General features: G+C 53.7%; 4 protein-coding genes. 3 read left to right on the forward strand and 1 reads right to left on the reverse strand.

All coding sequences use genetic code 11. The annotated features are described in order from the left end of the window. Positions 1 to 187 precede the first annotated feature (187 nt). Positions 188 to 871, reverse strand: a complete 684-nt coding sequence (locus tag AC2FLZ_RS21695; RefSeq protein WP_480478067.1) for a DnaA N-terminal domain-containing protein — start codon at positions 869 to 871, stop codon at positions 188 to 190. Between the two features lie 469 nt (positions 872 to 1,340). Between AC2FLZ_RS21695 and AC2FLZ_RS21700 the strand changes: the two genes are divergently transcribed. The 3 genes from AC2FLZ_RS21700 to AC2FLZ_RS21710 all read left to right on the forward strand — a co-directional run bounded on the left by AC2FLZ_RS21700 (position 1,341) and on the right by AC2FLZ_RS21710 (position 4,810). Then, positions 1,341 to 2,648: an AAA family ATPase gene (locus AC2FLZ_RS21700; RefSeq protein WP_496716450.1), complete on the forward strand. Its 1,308-nt coding sequence runs from the start codon at positions 1,341 to 1,343 to the stop codon at positions 2,646 to 2,648. Continuing rightward, positions 2,645 to 3,754: a ParB/RepB/Spo0J family partition protein gene (locus AC2FLZ_RS21705; RefSeq protein WP_496716451.1), complete on the forward strand. Its 1,110-nt coding sequence runs from the start codon at positions 2,645 to 2,647 to the stop codon at positions 3,752 to 3,754. Before AC2FLZ_RS21700 ends, AC2FLZ_RS21705 begins: the two co-directional genes overlap by 4 nt. 723 nt (positions 3,755 to 4,477) lie before the next feature. Beyond that, positions 4,478 to 4,810 (forward strand): YegP family protein, encoded by a 333-nt coding sequence (locus AC2FLZ_RS21710; RefSeq protein ID WP_480478062.1) that lies wholly within the window; start codon positions 4,478 to 4,480, stop codon positions 4,808 to 4,810. The last annotated feature ends 321 nt before the right edge of the window (positions 4,811 to 5,131 follow it).

A 5,131-nucleotide genomic window follows, 5' to 3' on the forward strand; every position in this document is an offset into this window, starting at 1 on the left:
CTTCGCAAACTTATCCCGCCGCGACGCATTGAATTTGAAAGGCATCACAGCATCCCGCAGTCAAATCAAAGGACCAGCTACGCATCGGAAACGATTTGTGCAACACGCTCGCTTCGATTGGGTATTCGTATCTGTTTCCCTGGTCAACTGAACGAGGAGATCCCGCAGGATACACAGCAAAAGTCAGTTATTCGGCAGCGTCCACGCGAACCGTCCTGATGCCCGGATCGACGCGGCTGTAGGCAGCCAACAGTCGCGCTGTCCACTTTTGCGAAATATAGTCGGCCATGAAGCGTGACGGCGCGACAAGAACAACGCGCCCCCCTGCCCTTTCTGCTTCGGACAGATGTTGAAACCAGCTGGCCCATAGTTCTGGATCGCGCCCGTGAAGAATCGCCTGAACCTGAGACCACACATCCCCTTCGGTGCTTTCCGGGGCATTTGGTTTGGTCGCGAAAGGAATAACATTCGTTTCAGGTTCTGGCACGTCGGTCATCCGGGCTTGAAAGTCTGTTCCGATAACAGGCCAAACCTCTTCGGTGTCTATCAGGATTTGTTTCAGGTCAATCTCGTACACAGCAACACGACCCCGCGCAGCAGGCCGTTTTACCGTTATCCAACCTAATGCGCGAAATCTGGACATTTCGCGCTTTACTGTTCTTTCGTTCACTGTCCACAGGCGCGCAATTTCTTCCCGCCCAATGGATAATTCGTTGTTACGCCAGTTATATCGGGTCGTAATCAACGCAATGATACGCAGAATACTTCGTTGCCGGTGCTTGTCGCCTGACAGCGCATGAACGGTCAGTGCGGACAGTATATCATATTTTAAAGCCGGCGCATTTCGCCCGACCGGTTTCGCAAGCTGCATACCCGTTCTCACCGCTCTGTCTGCCTCAGGCGGGTGTGTCCCGCCAATCTCGCGCCGTTTGCCAACGCTTTTCACCATCTTGGGATAATTAGCGTCCAAAGCTTCGATTCTGTCAAGAAGAGACTGGAACTTCGCCTGATCTTGTGCGGATCAATCTCAAAAAACTAAAAGAAATTTGGTGAAGTATTGGTGATGGGGGCCATTCTGGGTGTCCCCCTATCGGCCCTTTATGTCCCCCTATATGTAGCATTTCTTGCCAGAATGCCCCCCTATATACTGGTCGCCGGGGGCCTTCCGGGCCTTATGGTATTCACAGGGTCCGCCGAATCGCTTCGTAGGGTTTAAGGCCTTGTTTTCTTACCCACGGGTAAGAGCGCACCCTCATCATAATTTCTTTTGCGTAAAGTGCAAATCGGGCGTAAATAGGAAACGAGCAGAAATTTACGTTCCAAACTACGAGACCTGAGGCATGTACACGCACGAAGACCTGAACGCATTGCGCAATCAGTCCCTCAAATTGCAGGGCTGGATTCGCCAGCAGACCTTTAGCCCTGAGATGGAGAAAACGCTCCGCCGGTTTTCCAGTTGGGAGGTGTCCGAACTGATCTTCCGGGTTAACCAGTCGACCTTTCGCGGAAAGCTTGCAGCCGATCCTTCCCTGCCTGGCGGAGAAGTTGAGCCCGACGGGCGTCAGCGCTGGTTCAGCCTGGAAGAGGTGAATGAGCTGCGGCGACGGCTCAAGATTAATCGCAAGTCCCTGATGCCCCCTCGCCCTGAAGGCAAGCGCGCCATTCGTGCGGCTGTCGCAAACTTCAAGGGAGGCGCGGGAAAGTCGACCGTGGCGCTGCACCTCGCCCATGCGGCCGCCCTGGACGGGTATAGGGTCCTCGTGGTGGATTTCGACCCTCAGGCAACATTGAGCCATTCGATGGGCCTGACGGATGTGGCCGAAGACTACACGGTTTGGGGGATCATGGCGCGCGACCTCATTCGTGAGACAGAGCGCATGAATAACCGCCCCGCCGCTGCGGAATCGGGAACCACCCTGCCCCGCCGGGAGTTGCCGTCCGCGATAACGGACATGGGCCTTGGTGATCTGCGAATTGGTGATTTCATCAAGAAGACCTCTTGGTCGACGATCGATGCGATACCTTCCTGTGCGAACGCAGCCTTTGTTGAATTTGCGTCGGCCCAGTACCGGCACCTGAATCCCGAATGGTCCTTCTTTGCGTCGGTTTCCCGGTATCTGGATCAGATTCCTGATGATGCTTATGACCTCATTCTGTTCGATTGTCCGCCCGCAATCGGATACCAGTCTATGAATGCGGTCTTTGCCGCTGACATGCTTTATATCCCTTCTGGGCCCGGATATTGGGAGTATGACTCGACCACATCGTTCATCGGCCAGTTGGCAGAAGCGTTGGAAGATCTGGCTTATGGGTTCGACAAGACCTTACCCACGGGTAAGATTGGATTGCCCAAAACCTTCTGTGAGTTGCGGTTCCTGTTGACGCGGTATGAACCGGGCAATGCGCTCCATCTGGCGATGTTTGATGCCTTTAAGAAGGTCTTTGGCGAACATGTCGCTCAGCACCCGGTGGAAATGACCCGTGCGGTGGAGCAGTCGGGACGTTTTCTGAGTTCGGTTTACGAAATGGACTACCGCGAGATGACCCGCGAAACCTGGCGGCGTGCCCGCTCGACTTTTGACAATGTGTATGAGGAATTCCGGGGCGTAATGTTATCGGCCTGGGACAAGGTGGAGGATGACGCATGAGCCGCAAGCGGAGAATGTTCGATATTGACCTACCGGCTATGGATGACATTCCTGTTGGTAAAGTACCGGACAAAGTTTTTGAAAAACGACGCGGTCCAATGGCCGCGGCAATTTCGGAAAATGCCGACGCTTTACGTGATCAGCAATCGACGGAACAATCCATCCGCGCCGAAAACGACCGTCTTGCACATGAACTGGTTCGGCTGAGAGCCGAAGGTTTGGTGACAGAACGGGTGTTGCTGAATGACGTTGTCACAGAAAAACTGACGCGAGATCGCAAACCAGGTCCTGATCCGGAACTGGATGAACTCAAAGATTCGATCCGGGACATCGGCTTGTCCAACCCGATCCGTCTGGAACGCAGGTCGGACGGGCTGTATGAATTGATCCAGGGCATGCGCCGTTTGTCCGCCTATCGTGCTTTGTACGATGAGACCGGGGACGAAACCTACGCCAGAATTCCAGCGGGGATTTCTGACGCGGGTGATCTGGACAACAGTTACCGGCGCATGGTTGACGAAAACCTGATCCGAAAGGATATCTCATTTGCGGAAATGGGCGCCCTCGCCCGTGCATATTCCGAAGACCCAGCGAATGACTGTCCGGATGTCGACAAAGCGGTTTCCACGCTGTTTAAGTCTGCCAGCTATACTAAGCGTAGCTATATCCGGTCTTTCGCCAGTTTGTTGCTGATGCTGGACAAAGTTCTGATCCACCCGAACGACATTCCGCGAAACGTGGGCGTTGAGCTAAAGCGCAAGTTCGACGCGACGCCGGGTCTGGTTCGCCAAGTGAGCGAGGCACTGAAGAGCGAGCCTAATCGGGATGGTACGCGCGAGGTTGCAATTCTCAGGTCATTTCTGGCTGAGCCAGAAGCCACGTCTTCAAGTAAGTCGGATGCAGTCAGCGCAGGTAAACCGCGCCGTGCGAAAACAACATTTCAGGTCTCGGGTAGGGCTGGGATCGCAAAATGCGCTGCCTCAAGTGGACGGATCGAGATCCGGTATGATCTGGATTTCACACGCGTTGATCGAAGCAAGCTGGAAGCGGCGATTGCCGCGCTGATCGATGCGCTTCCCGAAGAAGACGACCTTACCCACGGGTAAGATCATGGGCCAGCAAAGCGGGAAAAGGCGTCGGAAAGGTTCCGGCGCCTTTTTTTTGGCGCGCTGGGGCAGGGGGCTTGTTGGCATCGTCGGATACATCGCCTGTCCAAGCTGAACCGGACGTCACGGGCACTGAAGCGAACAAAGCAACCGACATGTTAAGACTTGTTCTTAAGTCGAGTTCGAGATTTCCCAAGATATCGAAATTTTGCAAAAGGAGTTTTATAGCATTTACGGCCGTCCAGTCGGAAACTAGAGGTGGCGCGGAGGCGTCGCGCTTTCACCGCTGACCAGCAGAACGCAACCCTTGAAACACAGTACAAGCATCAAAACAGGGTTTGCAGCTGTTCATATTTCAGGCGTAAATTACACTATATATAGGTATCAGGTACAGTTCTTTTACAAAATATGCTAAGATCCTTGGCTTAGCGGACTGAACAGAAGTTGCTTATCCAAAGTGCTGCGGAACGGACTTTGTTCGTGGTTCTGAGGCAACTAAATGCGTCCCACGACATCAGTTCTGACCAAATGACCACCGGCACCTTCGGGTGCCAGCTTTACCACGGTAACAGCTGAAAAATCTTAGGAAGCAAGGCTAAGGAGAAGGGGAGGGGGGGCTTGATCTGAGCAGATAACACGCCTCATCTTTTTTCTTGAGGCGTTTGTATAATTATAGGAATGTATTCGAAAAAATCGAAAGCAGAACAGAGGAGTAGGCGTCAAATGGCCGGGAAGTTCGAAATATACAAAGACAAGGCCGGGGAATTTCGGTTTCGTCTGAAAGCCGGGAATGGTGAAATCATTCTGGCCAGTGAAGGATATGTTCAAAAGGCAAGTGCCACGAACGGGATCGAGTCAGTCAAGAAGAACGCACCGGATGACGAGCGGTATGAACGCAAGGAAACCAAGTCCGGCGGTCACATGTTCAATTTGAAGGCCAGCAACGGGCAGGTCATCGGCACCAGCGAGAGCTATACCAGCGCTTCTGGGCGGGATAACGGGATCGAGTCGGTCAAGCGGAACGCACCGGACGCACGTGTCGACGACCTGACCTAACTTGGCGCGGTAACGCCCTGCCACTCCTATAGGTGCAAACTGCGACGCCGGGATGCGTGGACGCATCTCGGGTAACTCGACTTCGCCACCGAGGCCGTTTGCCCGGGATTGCCGTTACCTACGCGAGTTCAGTCAAGGAATCCGCACCTGCCCTTGTATCCGAAGTCTTTAGGGTCGCAGAAAATACCCCGACTGAGCCGGGGTCTTTTAGAGCGTGTTGCACAAATCGTTTCCGATGCGTAGCTGGTCCTTTGATTTGACTGCGGGATGCTGTGATGCCTTTCAAATTCAATGCGTCGCGGCGGGATAAGTTTGCGAAGG

Source organism: Ruegeria sp. YKSF131 (assembly GCF_059612645.1).